Source organism: Bacillus sp. JJ1127 (assembly GCF_036965845.1).
Taxonomy (GTDB): Bacteria; Bacillota; Bacilli; order Bacillales; family Bacillaceae_G; genus Bacillus_A.
This window is the reverse complement of the sequence record NZ_JBALQK010000002.1, coordinates 18,721-37,885: the sequence shown is the minus strand read 5'-3', so window position 1 is coordinate 37,885 and position 19,165 is coordinate 18,721. Positions and strand designations below refer to the sequence as shown.

At 37.5% G+C, this 19,165-nt stretch carries 23 protein-coding genes; 16 read left to right on the top strand and 7 right to left on the bottom strand.

Annotated elements, in window-relative coordinates:
* Positions 1–83: 83 nt before the first annotated feature.
* A complete protein-coding gene (locus V7183_RS00280; RefSeq protein WP_335358350.1) occupies positions 84–755 on the bottom strand; it encodes an NAD(P)H-dependent oxidoreductase in 672 nt (223 codons plus the stop codon).
* A gap of 276 nt (positions 756–1,031) precedes the next feature.
* On the opposite strand from V7183_RS00280, the gene V7183_RS00275 reads away from it, so the two are divergent.
* The 3 genes from V7183_RS00275 to V7183_RS00265 all read left to right on the top strand — a co-directional run bounded on the left by V7183_RS00275 (position 1,032) and on the right by V7183_RS00265 (position 3,709).
* Positions 1,032–1,388: a winged helix-turn-helix transcriptional regulator gene (locus tag V7183_RS00275; RefSeq protein ID WP_438825141.1), complete on the top strand. Its 357-nt coding sequence runs from the start codon at positions 1,032–1,034 to the stop codon at positions 1,386–1,388.
* A 277-nt stretch (positions 1,389–1,665) separates the two neighbouring features.
* Positions 1,666–2,679, top strand: a complete 1,014-nt coding sequence (moaA, locus tag V7183_RS00270; RefSeq protein WP_097898031.1) for a GTP 3',8-cyclase MoaA — start codon at positions 1,666–1,668, stop codon at positions 2,677–2,679.
* Between the two features lie 16 nt (positions 2,680–2,695).
* Positions 2,696–3,709: a molybdopterin-synthase adenylyltransferase MoeB gene (locus V7183_RS00265; protein WP_097898030.1), complete on the top strand. Its 1,014-nt coding sequence runs from the start codon at positions 2,696–2,698 to the stop codon at positions 3,707–3,709.
* A 36-nt stretch (positions 3,710–3,745) separates the two neighbouring features.
* Here V7183_RS00265 and moaC read toward each other — a convergent pair whose 3' ends face one another.
* On the bottom strand, positions 3,746–4,237 hold the full coding sequence (gene moaC / locus V7183_RS00260; RefSeq protein ID WP_097898029.1) for a cyclic pyranopterin monophosphate synthase MoaC: 492 nt from the start codon (positions 4,235–4,237) through the stop codon (positions 3,746–3,748).
* A 95-nt stretch (positions 4,238–4,332) separates the two neighbouring features.
* Here moaC and V7183_RS00255 point away from each other — a divergent pair, with 95 nt between their 5' ends.
* The 5 genes from V7183_RS00255 to V7183_RS00235 all read left to right on the top strand — a co-directional run bounded on the left by V7183_RS00255 (position 4,333) and on the right by V7183_RS00235 (position 8,062).
* Complete coding sequence (locus V7183_RS00255) at positions 4,333–5,622, top strand: molybdopterin molybdotransferase MoeA (protein ID WP_097898028.1); 1,290 nt, start codon at positions 4,333–4,335, stop codon at positions 5,620–5,622.
* A complete protein-coding gene (mobB, locus tag V7183_RS00250; RefSeq protein ID WP_335358348.1) occupies positions 5,586–6,104 on the top strand; it encodes a molybdopterin-guanine dinucleotide biosynthesis protein B in 519 nt (172 codons plus the stop codon). The genes V7183_RS00255 and mobB overlap by 37 nt, the downstream gene beginning before the upstream one ends.
* Complete coding sequence (locus V7183_RS00245; RefSeq protein WP_335358347.1) at positions 6,101–6,571, top strand: molybdenum cofactor biosynthesis protein MoaE; 471 nt, start codon at positions 6,101–6,103, stop codon at positions 6,569–6,571. Before mobB ends, V7183_RS00245 begins: the two co-directional genes overlap by 4 nt.
* Complete coding sequence (moaD, locus tag V7183_RS00240) at positions 6,568–6,801, top strand: molybdopterin converting factor subunit 1 (protein WP_335358346.1); 234 nt, start codon at positions 6,568–6,570, stop codon at positions 6,799–6,801. Before V7183_RS00245 ends, moaD begins: the two co-directional genes overlap by 4 nt.
* 91 nt (positions 6,802–6,892) lie before the next feature.
* Positions 6,893–8,062 (top strand): nitrate/nitrite transporter, encoded by a 1,170-nt coding sequence (locus V7183_RS00235; protein ID WP_335358345.1) that lies wholly within the window; start codon positions 6,893–6,895, stop codon positions 8,060–8,062.
* 105 nt (positions 8,063–8,167) lie between these two features.
* On the opposite strand, the gene V7183_RS00230 is transcribed toward V7183_RS00235, so the two are convergent.
* The gene (locus V7183_RS00230; protein ID WP_097898023.1) at positions 8,168–8,662 is read right to left on the bottom strand and encodes a CarD family transcriptional regulator; all 495 of its coding nucleotides are present in this window, start codon (positions 8,660–8,662) and stop codon (positions 8,168–8,170) included.
* 288 nt (positions 8,663–8,950) lie between these two features.
* On the opposite strand from V7183_RS00230, the gene V7183_RS00225 reads away from it, so the two are divergent.
* Positions 8,951–9,187 (top strand): DUF2553 family protein, encoded by a 237-nt coding sequence (locus tag V7183_RS00225; RefSeq protein ID WP_097898022.1) that lies wholly within the window; start codon positions 8,951–8,953, stop codon positions 9,185–9,187.
* A 1-nt stretch (position 9,188) separates the two neighbouring features.
* Positions 9,189–9,371, top strand: coding sequence for a sporulation protein Cse60 (locus tag V7183_RS00220; RefSeq protein ID WP_097898021.1), 183 nt, complete (start codon positions 9,189–9,191; stop codon positions 9,369–9,371).
* A 34-nt stretch (positions 9,372–9,405) separates the two neighbouring features.
* Here V7183_RS00220 and V7183_RS00215 read toward each other — a convergent pair whose 3' ends face one another.
* Positions 9,406–9,642: a DUF3973 domain-containing protein gene (locus tag V7183_RS00215; protein ID WP_097898020.1), complete on the bottom strand. Its 237-nt coding sequence runs from the start codon at positions 9,640–9,642 to the stop codon at positions 9,406–9,408.
* A 488-nt stretch (positions 9,643–10,130) separates the two neighbouring features.
* Between V7183_RS00215 and V7183_RS00210 the strand changes: the two genes are divergently transcribed.
* Complete coding sequence (locus tag V7183_RS00210) at positions 10,131–10,559, top strand: SRPBCC family protein (RefSeq protein WP_097898019.1); 429 nt, start codon at positions 10,131–10,133, stop codon at positions 10,557–10,559.
* Positions 10,560–10,883 carry an ArsR/SmtB family transcription factor gene (locus tag V7183_RS00205; protein ID WP_097898018.1) on the top strand — a complete coding sequence of 108 codons (324 nt, stop codon included), beginning with the start codon at positions 10,560–10,562 and terminating at the stop codon, positions 10,881–10,883.
* 94 nt (positions 10,884–10,977) lie between these two features.
* On the opposite strand, the gene V7183_RS00200 is transcribed toward V7183_RS00205, so the two are convergent.
* Together V7183_RS00200 and V7183_RS00195 are read right to left on the bottom strand one after the other, a co-directional pair.
* Entirely contained in the window at positions 10,978–12,423 is a 1,446-nt protein-coding gene (locus V7183_RS00200) for an MDR family MFS transporter (protein ID WP_097898017.1), read from the bottom strand.
* 109 nt (positions 12,424–12,532) lie between these two features.
* Positions 12,533–13,801, bottom strand: coding sequence for an NAD(P)/FAD-dependent oxidoreductase (locus V7183_RS00195; protein ID WP_335358344.1), 1,269 nt, complete (start codon positions 13,799–13,801; stop codon positions 12,533–12,535).
* 153 nt (positions 13,802–13,954) lie between these two features.
* Here V7183_RS00195 and V7183_RS00190 point away from each other — a divergent pair, with 153 nt between their 5' ends.
* Complete coding sequence (locus tag V7183_RS00190; RefSeq protein ID WP_335358343.1) at positions 13,955–15,607, top strand: putative polysaccharide biosynthesis protein; 1,653 nt, start codon at positions 13,955–13,957, stop codon at positions 15,605–15,607.
* Positions 15,608–15,651: 44 nt separating this feature from the next.
* Positions 15,652–16,386 carry a pseudouridine synthase gene (locus V7183_RS00185; RefSeq protein WP_097898014.1) on the top strand — a complete coding sequence of 245 codons (735 nt, stop codon included), beginning with the start codon at positions 15,652–15,654 and terminating at the stop codon, positions 16,384–16,386.
* Positions 16,387–16,468: 82 nt separating this feature from the next.
* On the opposite strand, the gene V7183_RS00180 is transcribed toward V7183_RS00185, so the two are convergent.
* A complete protein-coding gene (locus tag V7183_RS00180; protein ID WP_000805512.1) occupies positions 16,469–16,690 on the bottom strand; it encodes a DeoR family transcriptional regulator in 222 nt (73 codons plus the stop codon).
* Between the two features lie 358 nt (positions 16,691–17,048).
* On the opposite strand from V7183_RS00180, the gene pepV reads away from it, so the two are divergent.
* Entirely contained in the window at positions 17,049–18,455 is a 1,407-nt protein-coding gene (pepV, locus tag V7183_RS00175) for a dipeptidase PepV (protein ID WP_335358342.1), read from the top strand.
* A 115-nt stretch (positions 18,456–18,570) separates the two neighbouring features.
* A complete protein-coding gene (thpR, locus tag V7183_RS00170; protein ID WP_335358341.1) occupies positions 18,571–19,125 on the top strand; it encodes an RNA 2',3'-cyclic phosphodiesterase in 555 nt (184 codons plus the stop codon).
* Positions 19,126–19,165 lie beyond the last annotated feature (40 nt).

The window sequence follows — 19,165 nt, the reverse complement described above, 5'->3', positions numbered from 1 at the left end:
ATCTGGGGTATTTTTGTTAACTTGATGGCTATGGTCTTTTGTAGACATCTTTTAATCCTATTATGAATAGGGAAGGCGTTTATCTATTTAATCCATTCCACAACTTTATCCATTGTTTGACGAGTTTTATTATGTTTTGGTTCTTCCGCGCGATAACCAAAAGCAGCAAGAACAGAGATGCCAAATGCATCATCTGAAATAATGCCTTCTTCTTTTAAAATCGCAGTAACTTTTTCTTGATGGAAGCCCTCGATCGGACAAGAATCGATACCAATCTGAGCAGCTGCCGTCATCATATTACCAAGAGCGATGTATGTTTGTTTAGAAGCCCAATCGAACATTGCACGGTCGCTTTCTAATAATTGAAAATCAGATTCTTGAAACTCCTTATAAAAGCCGCGTTTCATTGTTACAACTTCCTCGGGAAGCTGCTGAATATTTTCCATGAAGTTTGAAATATAGGAAGAGTTATAAAGCATCTCTTCTTTTTTACGAGCTAATATGACTATAAAGTGACTTGCTGTTGGTAATTGTTTTTGAGCGCCCCATGCTACAGGTAGTAGTTTATTGCGCAGTTCTTGGTTTTGAATCACAACAAACTTCCAAGGTTCAAAGCCAAATGAACTTGGAGAAAGTCGACCTGTTTCTAAAATGAAATGAAAATCTTCATCAGAGATTTTTTTATTTACATCGAATTCTTTACACGCATGTCTAAAGTAATAAGCTTTTAAAATTTCTTCTTTTGTATGTTCCATTTATATAACCGCCTTTTCGTAATTTGCTTTTTTATCCCGTATTAACGGGCAGTAATACCCCCACCTCAAAATTCGGCAAAAACAAAGAAGTTAGGTGGGAGATAAACTGCCCGTAAAAGCCCGATTGGTTCAACTAATAATAAGTGGGGGATGAAGAAAACCCCACTTATTAAAGTTTCACTTTATAGTAAGTTGATTACAAAATAGATTCTACAGTAGTACAATGAATGATGTAAGTACGCACATTTTTAGCATATAGTATCAATTTGTATACTAATGGAGAGTGATGAAATGAAAAATGAAGAAATATATCGTTGTTCGGTAGAATTAACACTAGATGTAATTGGGGGGAAATGGAAAGGGGTTATTTTGTTTCATTTAATGAATGCGGAAGAAATTCGTTTTAATCAATTTTTACGATTAATGCCTGGCATTACGCAGCGTATGTTGACAAGACAGTTGCGAGAGCTCGAGGCTGCAGGTGTAATTCATCGGGAGGTATATAAAGAAGTTCCGCCAAAAGTGGAGTATTCTTTAACAAAGTTCGGAAAATCCCTTACGCCAATTATTACACTTATGCGTGAGTGGGGTGATGAATATCGAACGCAAATACAAGTGGATCAAAAGCAGTAAAAAGGTACAGCTTAGATTGCACATTTTTTGTAATGGGTTAGGTATCGAGCTTTTTCATAACAATGTGAACAAAATACGAACAGATTTGTGAAGAAATGTTGAATGGCATAGATGATGTGAGAAATATCACAACATATATTGTTTTCGTTTATTATCATGAAGGCAAATAAAAAACATGGAAAGTGAATAAAGAGACTGAGTAAAAACATCGCAGTTTAAAAATATATTATAATAGAATGAAGGCAGATATGAATTTAGCAGAAAAGGAGGGGTGATGATGCACGAGAAAGTTAGAGATTCTTTAGGGCGCCCACTTCAAGATTTACGCATCTCTGTCATTGATCGTTGTAATTTCAGGTGTACTTATTGTATGCCGGCTGAAGTGTTTGGACCGGATTATGCATTTTTACAAGAAGAGTTTTTGCTTACCTTTGACGAAATTGAAAGACTAGCAAAATTATTTGTAGGTATGGGCGTAAAGAAAATCAGGCTTACGGGCGGTGAACCATTACTACGTAAAGATTTAACAAAACTCATTGCACGTCTTGTGAAGCTTGATGGCTTAACGGATATTGGACTAACGACAAATGGTATTCACTTAACGAAACAAGCAAAAGCGTTAAAAGAAGCAGGATTACACCGAGTGAATGTTAGTTTAGATGCGATAGAAGATGATGTGTTTCGTAAAATCAATGGCCGAAATATTAGTACAAAACCTGTGCTAAAAGGAATCGCAGCCGCAAAAGAAGCAGGGCTCGAAGTAAAGGTAAATATGGTTATAAAAAAGGGAATGAATGATAGCCAAATTCTTCCGATGGCCGCTTATTTTAAAGAACAAGAAATTCCACTTCGCTTTATTGAATTTATGGATGTTGGAAGTACAAATGGATGGAATTTTGAACAGGTCATTACGAAACAAGAATTGATTGAGAAAATCGGTCAAGTATATCCAATTGAGCCTGCTGAACCTCATTACTTTGGAGAAGTTGCCAAACGTTACCGCTATGTAGGCAGTGATGCAGAAGTTGGATTTATCACTTCGGTGTCTGAGTCTTTCTGTTCTTCTTGTACGAGAGCACGGATTTCAGCAGACGGTAAGTTTTATACTTGTTTGTTTGCTACAGAAGGTACGGATTTAAGGAATTTACTTAGGAAAGATATATCTGATTCGGACTTATTAAAGGTATTACAAGATATATGGAAATATCGAAAAGATCGGTATTCAGATGAACGGACTGAAGAAAGTGCGAGAAATCGTCCAAAAATTGAAATGTCTTATATTGGAGGATAAGAAAGGGGGAGCCGCATTGCAGGAACGTTATTCAAGACAAATATTATTTTCAGGTGTTGGTGAGAACGGACAAAGGAAGATAAGAGAGAAGCATGTGCTTATTATCGGTGCTGGTGCACTCGGGGCTGCAAATGCAGAAGCGGTTGTTCGGGCTGGAATTGGAAAACTGACGATTGTGGATCGTGATTATGTTGAGTGGAGTAATTTACAGCGGCAGCAGTTATATACAGAGGAAGATGCAAAACAGTACAAGCCGAAAGCAATTGCAGCGGCAGAACATTTAAGAAAGATTAATTCTGAAGTGGAAATTATACCAGTTGTAACAGATGTAACAATGCAAGAAATGGAAGAATTAATTAAAAATGTAGATTTGATATTAGATGCGACTGATAATTTTGATACGCGTCTTCTCATTAATGATATTTCGCAAAAATATAATATTCCTTGGATCTATGGAGGGTGTGTTGGTAGTTACGGAGTCACCTATACAATTCTTCCAGGGAAAACGCCGTGTTTCCGTTGTTTGATGGAGCATCCGACAAGCGGGGCGACATGTGATACGGCAGGAATTATACAGCCAGCTGTCCAAATGGTGGTTGCACATCAGGTGACGGAGGCTTTAAAAATATTAGTAGAAGATTTCGGTTCGCTTCGTGAGACGATGCTATCATTTGATATTTGGAACAATCAGCATATGGCGTTTAAAGTAAATCGACAGAAAAAAGGTACATGTCCATCTTGCGGAAAACTGCGTACGTATCCGAGTTTAACATTTGAATCACAGATGAAAACGGAAGTGTTATGCGGACGAAATACGGTTCAAATCCGTCCAGGAATATCGCAATCTCTTAATCTAGAAGAAGTGAAAAAACGCTTACAAAAAAGCGTGGATGTACAAACGACACCATATTTATTATCATTTCCGATTGAGGAATATCGTTTTGTTTTATTTACGGATGGTAGGGCATTTATTCATGGAACGAATGATATGAAAGTAGCGAAGCGATTATATGCAAGATATATAGGCTGAACCTAAAGGAAGCTCCTTTAGGTTCAGGGGATTGCGTTAGGAGTGTGGATTTCTAACATAATCTCCACTTTTCCCGCCTGTTTTCTCAAGTAAATATGTTTCGCCAATAATCATTCCTTTATCGACAGCTTTACACATATCATACACGGTAAGGGCGGTTGCAGAAGCAGCTGTTAGAGCTTCCATTTCAACACCGGTGCTACCTTCTGTTTTGACTTTTACTTCAATGAGTAAACGATATTGTTCTTTCGCTAATTCCCAGTCGAAGGAGACGTCTACTCCTTTTAGAAGTAAAGGATGGCACATTGGAATAATGTCAGAAGTGCGCTTGGCAGCCATAATACCGGCGATTTGTGCGACGGCTAATACATCGCCTTTGCCAATTTCATTACGGGAGATTTTATCATAAATTTCTTTTGTAACAAGGATGCTAGAGCAAGCAATTGCGGTACGCACTGTCACCTTTTTATCGCTTATGTCGACCATTTTGGCACGGCCTTGGTCATTAAAATGAGTGAATGAAGACATGGAATTCCTCCTTGAAGTAATTGCTAGTATGATTAGCATTGTACAATATAAAGTGTAATCAAGATGTGATATTTTGCAAACATGGGGTGAAAAAGATGTTAGAAAAACGAGTACCAATTCCAGTAGCTGAAGCAGTGGAGAGGGTTATGAAATATGCTCAGCAAGGTGAAAATGAAGAGGTTTCGATTATCGAAAGTTATGGAAGAGTTCTTGGAGAAGATGTTGTAGCAGATCACGATGTTCCGCATTTTGACCGCTCTCCATATGATGGTTTTGCGATTCGAGCGGAAGATACAAAAGAAGCAAGCCAAGATCATCCGATTGAATTTGAAGTAATAGGGGAAATTGGAGCTGGCTCTGTTTTTAAAGAAGAAGTGAAGGCTTTTGAGGCGGTTCGGATTATGACAGGGGCAGCTATTCCAGAAGATTGTAATGCGGTCGTGATGTTAGAGCTAACAGAAGGATGTAAGAAAAACGGAAAGACATATATGAAGCTAAAGCGCCCTTTTGCAAATGGTGACAATGTTTCATTTCGAGGAGAAGATATAAAACAAAACCAAGTCCTTGTGGCAAAAGGTACAGTGATTAATCCAGGTGTAGCGGCGCTATTGGCAACTTTTGGTTACAGCTCAGTAAAGGTTGTAAAACAGCCTGTAGTTGGGATTGTTACAACAGGGAGCGAATTGTTAGAAGTACATGAGCCGCTGGAACCAGGGAAAATTAGAAATAGTAATTCCTATATGATTGCAGCTCAAATTGTGAAAGCAGGCGGGAAAGTACGCTATTATGGACAACTTGCTGATGAGCTGGATGCTTGTTATGAAGCAGTGAAATCTGCGATGGATGAAGTAGATATTTTAATTACAACTGGCGGTGTTTCGGTAGGAGATTATGATTATTTACCTGCTATTTATGAAAAGTTACATGCAAATGTGTTATTTAATAAAATTGCAATGCGGCCAGGTAGTGTTACAACAGTAGCTGAAGTAAATGGAAAGCTGTTATTTGGCTTATCAGGTAACCCGTCCGCTTGTTATGTAGGATTTGAATTATTCGTTCATCCGATCATTCAAACATATCTTTATGCGAAAGAACCACATGCGTATCGTGCAGATGCAATTTTACAAAAAGATTTTCCAAAGCCTAATCCATTTACGCGATTTGTAAGGGCGAAAGTAAACATTGTAAATGGCGTGCTGCAGGCAATGCCAGTAGGCTTAGATAAATCAAGCGCAGTATCTTCTCTTGCAGATAGCAATGCTTTTATTGTTCTGCCAGGAGGAACAAGAGGGTTTGAAGCGGGAATGACTGTGTCGGTATTATTATTAGAGTCGAGTCAAGGAAGTGAGTGGCCATGGGCAGAACCGCTTCAATCTTACAAATAGTAGGTTATCAAAATAGCGGAAAAACAACGCTTGTGGAAAAATTTGTTCGCATTTTGACTAATGAAGGAATGAAAGTTGCTACAATTAAGCATCACGGACATGGCGGTTTCCCAGAAGTACCGCAGAAAGATAGTGAACGTCACAGGCATGCTGGAGCGGTTGTAAGCAGCGTAGAAGGAGCAGGGTTGTTATCCCTTTCTTCTCTTCGTGATAAGTGGTCTTTAGAGGAAATCATTCGTTTATATGAATTCTTTGAAGTAGATATAATTTTAGTAGAAGGTTATAAAGCGAAAACATATCCGAAAGTAGTTCTCCTTCGTTCAATGGAAGATGCTGCTTTATTAAATAAAGTGGAGAATGTGATGGCCGTTATCACATGGGATGATGTACAAAGCCTGCAAGAAACATATAAAACATTTCATATAACAGAGGAAGAATCTTATATGAAGTGGCTCGTAGAAGTGGTAAGGGGTGCAAAATGACATATATGTATTATGAAGTAATCGATACACCTATTTCGATTGAAGAGGTAACAAATAAAGTGATTCGCCGTGAATGCGGTGCTGTAACAACCTTTATTGGGACTGTTAGAGAATTTACGAAGGGGCGCCGTACATTATATTTAGAGTACGTAGCCTATAAGACAATGGCAGAGAAAATGCTAGCGAAAATTGGTGCTGAAGTGAAGGAGCAATGGCCTGGAACACACGTTGCGATTACACATCGCATCGGTACATTACAAATTTCTGATATCGCCGTTGTTGTTGCGGTATCCACACCGCACCGAAAAGCAGCCTATGAGGCAAATGAATATATCATGGAACGGATTAAGCAAATTGTTCCGATTTGGAAAAAGGAGTTTTGGGAAGATGGCGATTCATGGATTGGTGATCAGTTAGAAAAAACACCGTATCCAGATGGAGAACCGGGAAAGGAGATGAGAAAATGATTCGAGTATTACTGTTTGCGCATTTGCAAGAAGAAGCAGGGACAAATGAACTGAAAATAGATTGCGAAAACATTACTGTTACAGAGTTGAAAGAGATAATCACAAAAGAATATCATGTAACAATTTCAGAACAAATTATGGTCGCTATCAATGAAGAGTATGCAAATCATGATGATAAAATACAAGCTGGTGATGTTGTAGCACTCATCCCACCAGTGAGTGGTGGTTGATTTTTTCCAGTCTAATCACGAAACTACGTGATTAGACTGGAGGGAATTAATATATATTGTGAAATGTTGAGCAATATAGGAGGCGAAAAAGATGAAAAGTCTGAATTTTCAATTAGGTTTACAAACTTTTAATCTTATTATTGGTTTTATGGTATGGGTAATTTTATCTTCTTTAATGCCGTTTATCAAAGCAGATATTACATTAACGGCAGGACAAATTTCCCTTGTTACAGCAGTACCCGTTATTTTAGGATCGGTACTTCGAATACCAATTGGGTATTGGACGAATCGATACGGAGCAAGAAAATTATTCTTTATCAGCTATATTATTTTATTATTCCCTGTCTTTTATATTAGCATTGCGAGCTCTATGATGGATTTAATTATTGGTGGTTTATTTGCAGGGATTGGCGGTGCTGTGTTCTCTGTTGGTGTAACGTCCTTACCGAAATATTATCCGAAAGAACGACATGGCTTTGTGAATGGAATCTATGGCATCGGTAACGCAGGAACAGCAGTTACATCTTTCTTAACACCTGTAATTGCCACTTCATTTGGCTGGAGAGCAACTGTACAATCTTTTTTAATCTTACTTGCTCTGTTTGCACTTCTAAATTTCTTATTGGGAGATCGTAATGAGCGAAAAGTGAATACCCCATTAATGGAACAGTTAAAAGGTGTGTATAAAAACGAAAAGCTTTGGTTCTTATGTATTTTCTATTTCTTAACTTTCGGTTCGTTTGTTGCATTTACAGTATACTTACCAAACTTCTTAGTATCTCACTTTGGATTAGAAAAAGTAGATGCGGGCATGCGGACAGCTGGATTCATTGTATTAGCAACAGTAATGCGTCCAATTGGTGGTTGGCTTGGTGATAAATTTAATCCATTTAAAATATTAATTTTTGTCTTCATAGGTTTAACGCTATCTGGTATTATTTTATCGTTTATGCCAAGTATGAACGTGTATACATTTGGTTGTTTACTTGTTGCATTGTGTGCAGGAACTGGGAATGGGACAATCTTTAAACTTGTGCCGATGTATTTCTCTAAGCAAGCTGGGATTGTGAATGGACTTGTTTCAGCTTTAGGCGGACTAGGTGGGTTTTTCCCGCCGCTGATCTTAACTTTACTATTCCAATTAACAGGTCATTATGCGATTGGATTTATGGCGCTATCAGAAGTAGCACTTGCTTGTCTAATCATTACAGTGTGGATGTATAGTCAAGAGAAACTATTAGCGATGTTAAACGGTAAATAATAGAGGAAAAAGATGTCTGTAAATAGACATCTTTTTCTTGTTTAGGCAAAAAAAAATAGCCAAATGCTATTTTAAATTTGTATATGCAAAGTAGGAGTTCATGTATTAATGATCGATGGTAACTTGTAGGAAATCAGTTGCTTGATTTTCAGAAACATTTTGCACGAGTGTCACTTCACTAATTAAAATTCTGCGCGCGTTGTCTAACATTTGTTTTTCACTCGTATTTAATGCTCTTTCTTTATTACGACGGATTAAATCCCGAACAACTTCAGCGCCGTCTAAAAGCTTTCCGTTTTTCATTTTCTCCATATTTATGGTATATCTTTGTTTCCATGAGAGTGAGTGGTCACCTTCACCATTATGAACGTCAACTAATACATCGTTTAATGTATCTTTGTCGACAACATAACGTATGCCTGAATCTTCTACTTTGTCCATAGGAATCATTACTTGCATATCGCTAATAACCATGTGTATCACACAATACTGACGTGTTTTTCCTAACACTTCTTTATCCTCAATTGCTTCGATTATTCCCGCGCCGTGCATAGGATAAACAATTTTATCACCAATTTGAAACAAATCATCCACCTCCATATGTGGTAACTATATGTATATGATAATATAATTGAATAAAAATGTCAAATTTATTATATTATCATATGATTTATATCTGTGTCAATGATTTTTGTTTTGGATTTTTATATTATTTTTAGATGGAAAATCACATCACATTTTGCTGAAAGGGCCGCAATTAAAAAGGGATGATATTCTGGGAAGCTCTCGTGGAAAAATACGAGGCATATCCACTTATTTTTAAGCATAAAATGCAAAATCGCTAATACAATATACATAAATCCGTTCTTTTTAAAGGAGGGAGAGAAGGTGGGGCGCACAATTAAAATTGATATTACAAATAAAGTAGTAGCTAAATTTAGAGCAGATTATTTGGAATTATATACGAGTAAATTTATGATAGGGAAGTTTTATGTCTATACTGAAGAGAAACAGTATGTGTTAGAAGACGGATATATATATGAAAATGGCAAGTTTTATCGCATCATAGATACGCACCGTGGCAATAATTCAGCGGCGGAGGGCTGCGATCTAGGATGGTGTTAAAATGATTCGCGTTAAGATGTTTGATGAAAGTCATGAAAAAGATTTGGAAGACGCTGTGAATACATTCTTAAAGAAGATAAATGATGAACAGCTTGTAGATATTAAGTATCAAGTTGGTGTCTCCATCAATGATGATGAAAATCAAATTTATTGTTTTTCGGCGATGATTGTCTATAAAACATAAAAAAGAGCTGGGGAGCCAGCTCTTTTTTATGCTCTTAAGTGGACATTACATGGGTTGGTAAAGCGTTCATAATGGATTGTGGTGTTTCATTTTCTTTTATAGATAAACTGATTTCTTCTGTTTCATAGTTTTGGAAATTTTTACACATGCCAAGATGGTAACGTTCACCTAAAAATGGATCAATATAAAAACCGTTTTTAAATATTTTATCATTCGCATTTTTCTCATGATGAATTTCAGAACAATTGATGCAATAGAACATATCTTTCATCCCCTTTATTTTATTATGAAAATTTTTCCTTACTACCTTTAGCGAAAAAGAGTGAGCAGGTAGTGAATTCTCTCCAAAATTCATTGTTTCTAAAAATGTTGAGGAGGTGAGAAATGACTACCTGCTCATAGTTAAATACAAATTGTGGGCATATCTCTTCTGAGTCTTAGACACATCTTACTTATACCGATATGCTTTCTAATCCCGAGGGAAGGAGGAGAGGCTAAAAGCAAGCGAGGTATGTTTTGTTGCTCTCCGCGCATTATAAATGATGGAGTTTCATAATGTTTGGAGTTTCTATATGTGATGTATCTTTGTGAGTATATTATGAGGAAATGTTGAGAGTGTGTTTGTCCTGTTGAAAAAATGTTGAGAATTTCTCAACGGACATTGAATAGCATGTCTTGACGTGAAACCAAAAGGTGTTATATTATAAAAAACAAAACCAAAAGGTGTTATATTTTAATGCCTAATAAAGGAGATATCATATGGAACAGCAAAATACATTGCAAGATATTACACAAACCGTTATTTTTGAAGCACCTATTCAAAAAGTGTGGAATACGGTATCAACTGCAGAAGGAATTGCATCTTGGTTTATGCCAAATGACTTTGAAGCAAAAGTAGGGCATGAATTTCATGTACAATCACCTTTTGGCCCATCACCATGCAAAGTATTAGAAATCGATGAGCCTCATCGTATATCTTTTTCATGGGATACAGATGGCTGGGTTGTTTCGTTTATTTTAAAAGATTTAGGGGATAAAACGGAGTTTACTCTTATTCATGGCGGATGGAAACATCCAGATGCAATTATTACGAAAGCGAACGCGAAAAGTTCTGTTATCCGCGATAATATGGCGGGCGGCTGGGTAGCAATTGTAAATGAAAAACTGAAAAAGGTTGTTGAAGGATAAGTGTCCTCATCAGCAGCGAAATATGATGTTTTTCAAGCGATTGCTGATCCAACTCGCCGAGAAGTACTCCGGTTATTAACACAACAAGAATTACCGATTTCTAAAATAACAGATCATTTTCCGATGAGTCGCACAGCTGTAGTAAAGCATCTTCACATTCTTTCAGAAGCAAAGTTAGTGAGCGGAAGAAAGGTTGGGAGAGAAAAGCTGTATCGTTTGCAACCTGAGCCGTTAGCTGAATTACAGCAGTGGCTTTCCTATTATGAAAAATTTTGGAATAATAAATTGTCCATTCTTAAATATGTGGTGGAAAATGAAGAGTAAGTATTGTTACATGGTGTCGAAACGCCGATATATCATGAGAAGCGGTTGATATATGTAAAGAGGATGATCGTTATGAACGATCATCCTCTTTTTTTTACTGTTCAGTTGCTTCTGCTTTATTTTGAGAAGGCTTTAAAACAAACCATACGATCAATAACGTAAGCAGTGCGAGTGCGAAAGTGCTCATATAGATTACATGTATGCTCGTAGCGAGTGCCTCTTGTGATCCTGTTACTATATTCGCACTAGTACCGTGCCCTCCAGAAGATACAAGATCAAGGTTTTTAATGCCTTGCGCATGAATCATTGTATTAAAGATTGTTCCGAAGACTGCAGCACCTAATGTTTGGCTAAATGTATTAATAAATGTGTTTAAGCCGACTGCTGTTCCGCGTGTATGTGCAGGGACAGCTGCTTGAATGGTTATCATATAAATTGGTGTAATAAGTCCCATTCCGAAACCGAGTAGTCCGACTGCAACATAAATAAGAAACGCTGGTGAATGAGTTGATAATATAGATAGTAAGAAGGTAGCGATTGATAAAACGCTAGCTCCAAGTAAAATGATTTGTTTTGTTTGCAACTTACCAACTAAATTCCCAGAAAGCATCGCACCAAATGTCCACATAACGGGAACTGGCATGAGAATAAGTCCAGCTTCGGTAGCATTTTTTCCTAATACACCTTGACTCCAAATTGGAAGGTACATTGTAATACTAATGGTCATTGCGCCAGCAATAAGCGTTAGTACATTTATTGTTGATAATGTACGGTTTGAGAAAAGTGTTAACGGGATTAATGGTTCCGGAGATTTTTTCTCAACGAATAAGAAAATAATGAATGAAACAGCTGCAAAGATTAAGAGGCTAATAATTGTAATGTCCCCCCAGTTTTGCTTACTGCTCCCTGTTAAGAGTGCGTAAAGTAAAGCGATTGTACTTAGTGAGAAGATAATCGCACCAGGATAATCGATATGGTGTTTCGCTGGTTTGATCGACTCTTTATAAGAAGTGGCAATCATCACACAAGCAAGGATTCCAAATGGAACGTTTAAGAAGAAGATGTAGCGCCAAGAAAGAGAGTCAACTAAAAATCCGCCTACTAACGGTCCTACAACACCTGAAACACCCCAAACAGCGCTCATCCAGCCTTGTGCTTTTGCGCGGTCTTTTGCTTCGCTATATAAATCACCGATAATCGTCATTGTGATTGGCATAACAGCGCCAGCACCTATACCTTGAAGAGCGCGAAAGACGATTAATTGTTCCATCGATGTAACGATTCCGCATAGTACAGAACCGATTAAAAAGATACCTGCACCAATGAGCAGAATTTTTTTTCTTCCGAATAAATCTGCTAGCTTTCCGTAAATCGGAGTTGAGACAGCTGTTGCTAGCATATAGATTGCATACACCCAGCTAACAAGTTCGACACCAGATAAGTCGCTTGTTATGCGGGGGATTGCTGTACTAACAATCGTTCCTTCCACAGCGGAAAGAAACGTCATTAGCATTAAAGATATCATGACTTTTTTTCGCATATGTTTTCCCCTTTGTTACAATTATTCAACATTATAAAATATAAAGGTACTACGCTATATAAAGCAACAAAAAAGAAACAGAGAGAATCTCCTCTCTGTTTCTTTTTGCCTACTGTGCCTTCACATTTTGGCCGGCAGTTGTACCAGCAATTCGACCTGTAACAAGAGCAGAAGTAATATTATATCCACCTGTATAGCCGTGAATATCAAGAACTTCTCCGCAGAAGTATAAGCCATTCATGAGCTTAGAAGCCATTTCTTTCGGATAAATTTCTTTAACGGAAACACCGCCGCCTGTAACGAACGCTTTGTCAAGGGGCTGTGTGCCGTTTACTGCTACTGTAAACTCTTTAAAGTCTTTCACAAGTGCGCGGATTTTTTCGTGTGAAACTTGTCCAGCTTGCTGACTACCATCAATTTCGTTCTTTTCTAATAGGAATAAGAAATAACGCTCAGGAACGTATCCCTTTAAAATATTTTTGATTCCTTTTTTTGGATCTTCTTTAATTTGTTTCATCATGCCCTGGAAGATTTGTTCGCTATTTTCTTCTGGCAGTGCATCGATGCTCATTTGAACGGTATTTGTCTTGAACTTTTTCATCGTTTTTACGACGAATTGGCTACAGCGAAGAGCTGCTGGACCAGAAATACCAAAGTGGGTAAAGAGCATATCCATTTTATGAGAAATGACAACTTTCCCTTTTGGATTTAATACGCTTAAGTTTACATCACGTAAAGCAAGTCCTTGCAATGTACGATTACGAATAAATGGTTCATTTGAAGTAATGGGTACTTCGGTTGGGAAAAGTTCTGTAATCGTATGTCCTGCTTTTTCAGCCCAAGCGTAACCGTCCCCAGTTGAACCAGTGTGAGGAACAGATTTCCCGCCTACAGCGATAACAACATGATTTGTTTTCAAAACTTCGCCTGTTTGGAGAACAACGGCTTTCGTTTGTCCATTTTCATATTCTATCGTTTCAACAGGAGTATTGGTACGTATTTTAACACCTAGTTCTTGTAATCGTGTTAATAAAGCATCCACGACAGATTGTGCTTTATTTGATACAGGGAACATGCGCCCGTGATCTTCTTCTTTTAGTTTTACGCCAAGGTTTTCAAAGAATGTAATAATATCTTCATTATTAAAGATGGAAAAAGCACTGTATAAAAAGCGACCGTTTCCTGGTATATGTTTGACAATTTCATCAAGTGGTAAGCGGTTTGTTACATTGCAGCGACCACCACCAGAAATCGCAAGTTTACGTCCTAGTTTATTTCCTTTATCAAGAAGTAAGACGTGTGCACCTTCTTCAGCAGCACCGATTGCGGCCATTAACCCTGAAGGGCCTCCGCCGATGACAATAACATCATAATGCATAGTATATCGACCTCATTTTCTACATTTCCTGCCTAAAAGAATAGCATGTTTTCATAGAAAAGAAAAATACAGTGAGGTACTGTTTCATTCATAAAGTGTGGTACAATACAAAAGTTAGAGTTCAGCGTTATATATATGTAGGAGGATTATTTTATGTCCGATTCAAAATTTCTGCGCGGAACGCTTATTGTGACGCTAGGAACATTTTTAGTAAAGTTCTTAGGCATGATTTACGTCTTTCCGTTTCATGCATTAGTTGGCACAGAAGGCGGAACGCTCTATACATATGGATACATTCCATATACGATCTTTTTAAGTATTGCAACGGCTGGGGTACCACTTGCTGTTTCAAAGTTTGTTTCCAAATATAATGCGCTTGGAGATTATAAAACGAGCCGGAGAATGTTCCGTTCGGGAATGGTTCTGATGATTGTAACGGGAATCCTTTCTTTCTTAGCCCTTTACATGACCGCACCATTATTTGCAGAAGCCATGCTTGGTAAACAAAGTGTACACAGTAGTGTCGAGGAAGTTACGATGATTATTCGTCTCGTAAGTTTTGCACTTATTGTTGTACCAGCAGCAAGTTTAATTCGAGGTTATTTCCAAGGTCACCAATCAATGGGACCGACGACGGTATCGCAAATTATTGAACAGATTATTCGCATTGTCTTTTTATTAGCGGGTAGTTATATCGTCATTAAAGTAATAGGTGGATCGGTAGCGACAGCAGTTGGAGTAGCAACTTTTGCTGCTTTTGTTTCAGCAGTGGGAGCACTCGGTGTTTTAATTTGGTACTGGTTAAAACGCAGAAATCATCTAGATCAATATTTGATTGAACAAACTGTACCAGAATCGACAGTAAGTACGGTTCAATTATTTAAAGAGTTATTTGCATATGCAATTCCTTATGTTGTAATTGGATTAACAATTCCTTTATATCAACAAATTGATACACTGACATTTAACGCAATTATGCAAGCGATTGGGCAAGGTGATATTGCAGAACGAGCACTTGGTATCTTTACCATGTGGACGCATAAATTAATTATGATCCCTGTTTCGCTTGCGACAGCATTTAGTTTAACGCTTGTTCCAGCAATAACAAAATCGTTTACAGAAAAGCAATTTCGTTATTTAAAACTACAAATCACACAAACATTCCAAGCAAATATGTTTTTAACATTACCTGCGGTAGTTGGTATTTCTATTCTTGCATATCCGATTTACACAGCGTTTTATGAAGCAGATCCATTAGGTGGACAAGTACTTATGTGGTATGCACCGGTTGCGTTATTATTTGCTTTATTTACAGTAACTGCGGCTATCCTGCAAGGGATTAATCAACAAAAACATGCGATTATTGCACTTGCCATGGGTGTTATTTTGAAGTTTTTAGGCAATGTTATTTTGATTCGTTACTTCGGTACAATTGGAGCTGTTTTAGCAACAGGTGTTGGATTCCTAGCTTCTATTTTGTATACGAATAAACAAATTCGAAAACATGCACACTATTCATTCGATGTTGTATATAAGAGAACATTCCAAATTGCAGTGTTAACACTTGCAATGGTAGTTGTAGTAAAACTTTCACAAGGAGTTCTATCCTTGCTGATTTCGCCTGATGGCCGTATTGGAGCGCTTATTACCGTTGTAATTTGTGCAAGTATTGGTGGCCTTACTTACGGATATTTAGCAATCCGCACAGGTGTACTAGAACGAGTATTTGGCGGAGAAGCTTTAGCGAAGATTCAACGTAAGCTTGGTGGTAGATTAAAAATAAAGGTGAAATCGAAAGGGGCGTAAAACACGTCCCCTTTTCTATGATAAATATAAAGAAGGTGAAGAAGATGAGATTAGATAAGTTATTAGCAAATATGGGATACGGAAGTAGAAAAGAGGTAAAGAAATTATTGAAAGACGGCGTTGTGAAAATTGATGGAACACCAGTGAAAGATGCGAAATTTCATGTGAATGTAGAAGAGCAAGAGGTTATGATTCACGGAGAGATTGTTGAATATAAAGAGTTTGTATATTTAATGATGCATAAACCACAAGGTGTTATCTCAGCAACGGAAGATGATAATCATGAAACGGTTGTTGATTTATTAGAATTAGAAGATGCAATCTTTGATCCGTTTCCAGTTGGAAGACTTGATATTGATACAGAAGGTTTTCTATTATTAACAAATGATGGGAAACTGGCGCATCAGTTATTATCTCCGAAAAAGCATGTGCCGAAAAAATATTATGCACATGTAGCTGGTGTTGTAACAGAAAAAGATGTCGAAGAGTTTGCAAAAGGTGTTATTCTAGACGATGGTTATGAAACGAAGCCAGGTGCGCTTACAATTTTGAAAAGCGACGATGTTTCTGAAATTGAACTTGTGATTACAGAAGGGAAATTCCATCAAGTAAAGCGTATGTTTGAAGCGGTAGGGAAAAAAGTTGTCTACTTAAAGAGAACAGAGATGGGACCTTTAGTGTTAGATGATGAATTAGAGCTTGGTCAATATCGTGAACTGACAGATGAAGAGCTTGAAATGCTAAAAACATATCAAGTTCAAACTGAGAATCAAGAGTGAGACCGATTCCAAAATATAGAAAGAACCCCTTTCTAATTTGATAGAAAGGGGTATGTATTTATCTTACATATAATTGTTTTCGTTATGAGGTCATTCTCACTTTCTTTCCTGTTGTTGTCCACTTACCGCGGCAAGGGCTATACACGAGCTCATTAAACTGCAACACATTCAGATCACGTTGTATTGTTCGCGGTGTGATCCCGAACTCATCTACAAGGTCTTTCGTCGTTACCGTACCATTTTCATTGATGTACATATAAATTGATTTAATGCGTGTTAGCATACGAGTAGTCGTAGGTTTCAAGAGAAAACCACTCCTCTACTAGTTTTTTTGACCCCATTCAGGAAAGAAGGCCTTTACTACCATTGTACTCCACATGACAAATTTCATGCTTTAACTTACTTAAATTTTACAAAAGTTTAACAAATAATGAAACAGGAAAACTTTAGTAGTTGACATTCTATATCTCTTCTGTCAACTACCAGATAAATTTCTACGTAAAACGCCAAATTCCTGCAAATTTTTTTAGAAAAATAAAAGAAAAACTAATAAGAAATATCTGAAGTATTATAATTGTTCGTTATTAAGTGGTTCTGTATTGGCATAAGGGATTTTCGTTTGCTATGATGAAAGAGAGAATATAGAAGAAGGTGAGTACGTGATGACAGTAATAAATTGGACAGAAGAAGTTGAAAAACGTAAAGATGGCTTGATTCATGACATGCAGCAATTTCTGCAAATTAAGAGTGTATGGGAAGAAGAAACAGCAAAAGAAGGAGCCCCTTTTGGAGAAGGTGTAGCGAAAGCGCTATCCTTCATGTTACATAAAGGAGAAGCAGAAGGTTTTGTTTCGAAAAATTTAGAAGGGTATGCAGGGCACCTTGAGATGGGACGAGGAGAAGAATTAGTTGGTATTCTTTGTCACGTTGATGTTGTGCCAGAGGGAGATGGTTGGACAACACCTGCATATAGCGCTGATATTCGTGATGGAAAGATTTTTGCACGCGGTGCAATTGATGATAAAGGGCCAACAATAGCCACTTATTATGCAATGAAAATCGTAAAAGAATTAGGATTACCTCTTTCAAAGCGTGTTCGCATGATTTTAGGAACGGATGAAGAAAGCAACTGGAAGTGTGTCGATCATTACTTTAAAAATGAAGAAATGCCGACGATTGGTTTTACACCAGATGCAGATTTCCCGATTATTAATGCTGAAAAAGGAATTTCTGATATACAGATTGTGCAAAGTGGTAGTGAAGCAAAGAGCGGAGAATATGAGCTTGTTTCATTCTCTTCTGGCCTTCGTTTAAATATGGTTCCTGATTTTGCAGAGGCAGTTATTACGACTGAAAAAGCAGAGGAGCTTGTACAAACTTACGAACAGTATTTACAAACTGTTAAGAAAACAGGGAAACGAATGATAGAAGGAAATACTGTAACATTACAAGTAGAAGGTATATCAGCTCACGGCTCTACTCCTGAAAAAGGTGAAAATGCCGGATTGTTACTAGCTCAGTTTTTAACAACAGTTGCTCTTGATGAAAAAGGAACTGCATTTATAGCATTCGTAACAGAAACATTTACAGGTGATACGCTTGGAGAAAAAGCGGGTATTGCTTATAAAGATGAAATTAGCGGACCATTAACAGTTAATGTTGGTCGCCTTTCTTATACGAAAGCAGAAGGCGGAAGTTTAGGATTAAATGTACGCTATCCAGTAACAACAAATTTTGAAGAGACAATTGAGAAGTTGAAAGATTATGTGAGCAAGAAAGGGTTCCAAGTAGCGGATTATTCTAATTCTCGTCCACATCATGTTGATAAAGATCACGTTTTAATTCGCACGCTGCAACGTGTGTATGAGGAACAAACAGGAGAGCAAGCCGAACTATTAGCAATCGGCGGTGGTACATACGCGCGTTCATTGAAAGCTGGTGTAGCTTTCGGTCCGTTATTCCCTGGAAAAGAAGATCTTGCTCATCAAAAAGATGAATATATTGAAATTGAAGACTTATTAAAAGCGACAGCAATTTATGCACAAGCGATTTATGAATTAGCGAAATAAAATGGCTTACGCTTGTAATGGGATAGGACCGCTCTCCATTTGGAGGGCGGATTCTTTTTATTAGTTGAATGAGATAAGAAAGAAAAGCAACAATAACAAAAAGGAGACGATGCACATGATCCCACATTATTTTATAGCGGTTACTCTGCCGCGGCATATAAAAGAAACACTTGCAAATTATAAAGAAGAAATGAAGTCTCTGTTACCGTTTCGTTCGTGGGTACATGAAGAGGACTATCATATTACACTTGCTTTTTTAGGAAGCGCAGAGCAGGAGCAATTACAAGGAATAAAGAATGAGTTAAGGCGACTTGCAACTGAGCAGGAGTTATCACTTACACTACAAGGGTTTTCTACATTTGGGCGCACGGAGCACCCACGTATATTTTGGGCAGGTGTAAATGAGAACCCAGCATTATTCGCTTTGCAAAAACATGTCCATATGATTTGTGAAAATAACGGTTTTTCTCTTGAAACACGCCCCTATCATCCGCACATTACAGTAGCGCGTAAATGGATGGGTGAGGAAGAATTTAATATAAAAACATTAAAGCGGTTACATTCGGTGTTATTTCAAGCTGATACTGTGACATTGTATGAATCGAATGTGAAAGACACGCCCAAGTATAAGCCTATTGCTGAAATAACATTACAGAAATCTAAAGTATGAAAACGTTTCTTATGAACGTGAATATACTATAGGAAATAGT